The sequence below is a fragment of the Variovorax sp. P4_D9 genome (assembly GCF_056401695.1).
Map to the genome: position 1 here is coordinate 1 of NZ_JBFUIU010000665.1, position 4,905 is coordinate 4,905.

A 4,905-nucleotide genomic window follows, 5' to 3' on the forward strand; every position below is an offset into this window, starting at 1 on the left:
GGCCGACGACGGGGAGGTCATCGAGCTGTCGCAGAAGGGCTTCGAGCAAAAGCCCTTCCACCGCACGCTCGCCGAACTGGGCGGGCGCGAAGTCGGCGACACCGACCACATGGTCACCGAGACCCTGATCCGGGGCATGTACGCCTACTGGCGCAAGGTCATGGAGGCTTGAGATGGACTTTCAGGACTACTTCGCACTGACCCAGCTCTACGCCGACTACGCCAACGTGCTCAGCGCTGGGCAGTGGGAGCTCTGGCCGGAATTCTTCACGGACGAATGCAGCTACCGCCTTCAGCCGCGCGAGAACCACGAACGCGGCTTTCCGCTCGCTACGCTGTCGTTCGAGAGCAAGGGCATGCTGAAGGATCGCGTCTACGGCATTCGCGAGACGCTGTTCCACGACCCCTACTACCAGCGCCACTTGGTCGGAACGCCGCTGGTCCTGAAAGCCGGGTCGGATCGCTTCGAATGCGAGGCCAACTACGCGGTGTTCCGCACCAAGCTGTCCGAGCTTTCTTCCGTCTTCAGCGTCGGCCGCTACATCGACACCGTGGTTCGCACCGGGCACGGCCTGAAGTTCGCTTCGCGGCAAGTCATCTACGACAGCGAAATGATCCCCAACTCCATCATCTATCCGATCTGAGGCCCCTCATGCGCATTTCTCAATGGACCGATGCCGCACCGGTGGACCAGGTGCCCGCAGACGACGTGGTCGGCATGCTGGTCGATGGCCGCGACATCGCGCTGTACAGCGTGGAGGGCCGGATCTACRCCACCGACAACATCTGCACCCACGGGCATGCCCGCCTGTGCGAGGGCTTCCTCGACGGGCACGAGATCGAATGCCCCCTGCACCAGGGCAAGTTCGACGTCCGCAATGGGCAGCCCGCCTGCGCGCCGGTGACCGAAGCGATTCGGTCCTATCCGGTCAGGATCGAAGCCGGCCGCGTGTTCCTCGCGCTGGACTGAGCCGCTCCCACTCCGCTCGGCGACCTCGGGAACACGAGGCGTCGCCGCGGCATGCCCCGGCACTTGCAGTGCATGAATCCTCGCCCACGCCAGAGTTCACTCATCGACCTACCTGGAGACATCGATGCGCCACATAGACGTCCATGCGCTCGCCGACAAGGCGCGCTTCAATCGCTTCCACGGCCTGGTGCTGTTCTGGAGCGCCCTGATCATCATCTTCGACGGATATGACCTCGCGGTCGTCGGCATTGCCCTGCCCGCGATCATGCAGAGCATGAACGTCGCCCCCGCGAACGCCGGCCTGATGGTGAGCTCGGCGCTGTTCGGCATGATGTTCGGCAACATCCTCCTCGGCACCGTCGCCGACCGGATCGGGCGGCGCTGGGCGGTCGCGATCTGCGTCGCGCTGTTCAGCGTCTTCACGGCCGCCGCGGGACTGGCCGGCGACCCGGTGATGTTCAGCATCTTTCGCTTCATCGCCGGCGTCGGCATCGGCGGCGTGATGCCCAACGTGGTCGCCCAGATGACCGAATACTCGCCGCTGAAGATCCGCAGCATGATGGTCACGCTGATGTTCAGCGGGTACTCCGTCGGCGGCATGCTGGCAGCCCTGGTCGGCAAGGGAATGATCGAGCGTCTCGGCTGGCCGTCCGTCTTCATCGTCGCGGGCCTGCCTGTGCTGCTGATCCCGCTGATTATTCGTTCGTTCCCGGAGTCGATGCCCTTCCTGATCAGGGAGGGTCGCTTCGACGAACTGCGGCACATCGCCTCGCGCCTCGACCCGAGCTACCAGCCGCTGGCGGGCGACCGCTTTTCCCTCCCGCAGCAAGACAGGGCGGGCCCCACGCCGATCGGCCAGCTGTTCCGTGAAGGGCGTGGCTTCAGCACGCTGATGTTCTGGCTGTCGTTCCTGATGTGCCTCTTCATGGTGTACGCACTCAGCTCGTGGCTCACCAAGCTGATGGCCAGCGCAGGCTTCAGCTTGGGTTCGGCACTGAGCTTCGTGCTGGTGCTGAACTTCGGCGCCATGATCGGCGCGATCGGAGGCGGGTGGCTGTCCGACCGGCTGCCCATCAAGTTCGTGCTGGTCGCGATGTATGTGCTCGCAGCCATTTCCATTACGCTGCTGGGCCAGGGCCTGCCGACGCCCGTGCTGTTCCTGATGGTCGGACTGGCCGGCGCTTGCACCATCGGGACCCAGATCGTGAACTTGGCCTACGTCGGCCAGTTCTACCCGATGGCCGTGCGCAGCACGGGGATCGGCTGGGCGCTGGGCGTCGGCAGAATCGGCGCATTGCTGGGGCCGATCCTGATCGGCGCGCTGGTCGGCATGGCGCTTCCGCTGCAACAGAATTTCGTCGCGATCGCCCTCCCGGCTGTGCTCGCGGCGGTGGTGACTCTGCTCATCCACCAGGGTCGTTCGGCATCCTCGCAAAGCGCCGATGCCGGCGCGACGATCCGCAACGCGGTGGCCGCCAAATGACGACCGAGACCGTGGTGATCGTGGGTGCCGGCCAGGCCGGCGGCTGGGCCGCGCAGACTCTGCGAAGCGAAGGCTTCAAGGGACGTGTCGTGCTGATCGGCGACGAGGCCCATCGTCCCTACGAGCGCCCGCCCCTGTCGAAGGCGGTGCTCTCGGGGGAAGCGCCCGCGGCGTCCACCGCCCTGATGAAGCACGAAGCCTTCGACCTGCTCGAGATCGACTGGCGGCCGAAGGTCGGCGCGACCCGGATCGACAGGTCTGCGAAACAGCTCCACCTGACGCAGGGTGAGCCCGTCGACTATGACAAGCTGATCCTGTGCAACGGCGGACGGGCGCGCCGACTGAACGTCCCCGGCACCGACCTGCCCGGCGTCTTCAGCTTGCGCAGCATCGAGGATGCGGCGGCGCTCGGCGCCGCGCTGTCCGCCGGCAAGCGGCTGCTGGTCGTGGGCGGCGGATGGATCGGCCTCGAAGTGGCCGCCACCGCCAGGAAGAAGGGCATGGACGTGACCGTCGTCGAGGCGATGGGGCGCTTGTGCGAGCGCAGCGTTCCACCCGAAATCTCCGACTACCTGCTGCAGCTTCACCACTCGCACGGCGTCCGCGTCGAGCTCGGCGCGCAGGTCGAGCGACTGGCCCGGGACGCGCAAGGGAGCCTGGCGGTCGCGCTCGGCGACGGCCGCACGCTGGGCTGCGATGCGGTCCTCGTCGGTGTCGGACTGGTCGCCAACGACGAGCTGGCACGCGAAGCCGGGTTGGCCTGCGAGGCGGGCGTGCGGGTCGATGCGCAATGCCGCACGTCGGACCCCGACATCCTGGCCGCCGGCGATGTCGCGACATGGCATTGCGAATGGGCGGGCCGGCGGATGCGGCTCGAGTCCTGGCAGAACGCCCAGGAGCAAGGCATCGCCGCCGCCCGCGCTGCGCTCGGCATCACGGTGAATCATCAGCCGCTGCCATGGTTCTGGTCGGATCAGTACGACGTCAATCTCCAGATCTTCGGCATGCCGACGCCGGCGCACCAGGTGGTGGTGCGCGGGGATCGTGGTTCCAACAGCTTCGTGGTGTTCTTCCTCGACGCCGGCAAGGTGGTCGCGGCGCTGGGCCCCAACGCGGCGCGGGACCTGCGCTTCGCGCGGCGCCTGATCGAACGCCGCACCAGCGTCGACCCGAATCGTCTCGGAGACCTCGCGCTGCCGCTCGCCAAGTTCTGAATCGAGGCCCGACGCCCGACCGGATCCCAAACCCCTCTCCTGAAGATCATGAACCCTGCCTACCTCTGGACCCCTCCCCCCGTGCCATCGCTGCCGGTGCGCGGCAAGACCGGGCGCCTGCCCATCAACCGCCTGTTCTTCGTCGGGCGCAACTACCACGCCCACGCCGTCGAGATGGGCCGTCCGGTCGACAAGAGCGTCGAGCTGCCGTTCTATTTCACCAAGAGCCCGTCGACGCTGGTCGAATCCGGCGCCACCGTGCCGTATCCGCCGGAAACCGGCAACTACCACCACGAGATGGAGCTGGTGCTGGTCATCGGAGCCCCGGGCTTCCGCGTCGGCCGCGCCGACGCCGCCCGGCTGATCTACGGCTACGCCTGCGGCCTGGACATGACGCGGCGCGACCTGCAACTGGCGGCCCGGGCGAAGGGCCGGCCCTGGGACCTCGGCAAGGACGTCGAGCAGTCGTCGGTGGTGTCGGAAGTCGTGCCCATGCCGGGCACCGTGCTGGACCACGGCGCGCTGGGGCTCGGCGTCAACGGGCAGGTACGCCAGCGCTCCGATCTGTCCAAGCTGATCTGGAGCATCCCCGAGCTGATCGAGGACCTCTCAAAGTTCTACCATCTTCAACCCGGCGATCTGATCTTCACCGGCACGCCGGAGGGCGTTGGCCCGCTGCAGCCGGGCGACCGCGTCGAAGGCCGCATCGCCGGCGTCGGCGAGATCGTGCTCACGGTCGGCCCGGCCGAATAGCGGCGGCTCCCGCGGCCGGCTATTGCCTCAGGAGCGCATCGAGTTGATCGACCAACTCGGCCCATTCGGCATCCTCGTTGATCTCTTCTCGCAGAAACGCCGCTTGGCCCGCCGTCCAGAAGGGTGCGTCGGCAAGCTCAACGGTCCCCGGAAGCGGGCCGTTCCGCTCGATGAACGCGTCGATCTCGCTTTTCGAGTTCGGCAGGCCGAGTTGTGCGAAAAGGTTCTTCAGGCTGTGGTCGGTAAGGTCCATGCGCTCATTTTYGGTCGAACGAGCGCCGAAGAGAAGAGAGGCGGATCATCTCGCCGGTTGCAGCGACACGGCCGCAGCCCAACGTTCAGCCATGGCCGGCGAATTGAAGCAGGTGGTGTCCTTCGAAGCCGTGCACACCGCGCGTTCGAGCAGCTGGATGTCGGCCTCGTGCTGGCGTGCCACATGCGGATCCTCGAAGAAGATCACCTTGCTGCAGGCGCGGTTCAGCACC

Annotated in this window: 6 protein-coding genes and 2 pseudogenes; 6 read left to right on the top strand and 2 right to left on the bottom strand. The window is 66.7% G+C overall.

Annotated features, from left to right (window positions below):
- The 6 genes and pseudogenes from AC1DY5_RS42035 to AC1DY5_RS42060 form a co-directional block, all read left to right on the top strand.
- A pseudogene (locus tag AC1DY5_RS42035) lies at positions 1-172 on the top strand (salicylate hydroxylase); the annotation flags it as partial.
- A gap of 1 nt (position 173) precedes the next feature.
- Positions 174-644, top strand: coding sequence for an aromatic-ring-hydroxylating dioxygenase subunit beta (locus AC1DY5_RS42040; RefSeq protein WP_478120356.1), 471 nt, complete (start codon positions 174-176; stop codon positions 642-644).
- Between the two features lie 8 nt (positions 645-652).
- On the top strand, positions 653-970 hold the full coding sequence (locus tag AC1DY5_RS42045; protein ID WP_478120357.1) for a non-heme iron oxygenase ferredoxin subunit: 318 nt from the start codon (positions 653-655) through the stop codon (positions 968-970).
- 124 nt (positions 971-1,094) lie between these two features.
- Positions 1,095-2,453, top strand: a complete 1,359-nt coding sequence (locus AC1DY5_RS42050) for an MFS transporter (RefSeq protein WP_478120358.1) — start codon at positions 1,095-1,097, stop codon at positions 2,451-2,453.
- Positions 2,450-3,667, top strand: a complete 1,218-nt coding sequence (locus tag AC1DY5_RS42055) for an NAD(P)/FAD-dependent oxidoreductase (protein WP_478120359.1) — start codon at positions 2,450-2,452, stop codon at positions 3,665-3,667. Before AC1DY5_RS42050 ends, AC1DY5_RS42055 begins: the two co-directional genes overlap by 4 nt.
- 48 nt (positions 3,668-3,715) lie before the next feature.
- Positions 3,716-4,420, top strand: a complete 705-nt coding sequence (locus AC1DY5_RS42060) for a fumarylacetoacetate hydrolase family protein (protein ID WP_478120360.1) — start codon at positions 3,716-3,718, stop codon at positions 4,418-4,420.
- 19 nt (positions 4,421-4,439) lie between these two features.
- On the opposite strand, the gene AC1DY5_RS42065 is transcribed toward AC1DY5_RS42060, so the two are convergent.
- Entirely contained in the window at positions 4,440-4,673 is a 234-nt protein-coding gene (locus AC1DY5_RS42065) for a DUF2789 domain-containing protein (protein WP_478120361.1), read from the bottom strand.
- Between the two features lie 45 nt (positions 4,674-4,718).
- Positions 4,719-4,905: pseudogene (locus AC1DY5_RS42070) on the bottom strand (methylglyoxal synthase); the annotation flags it as partial.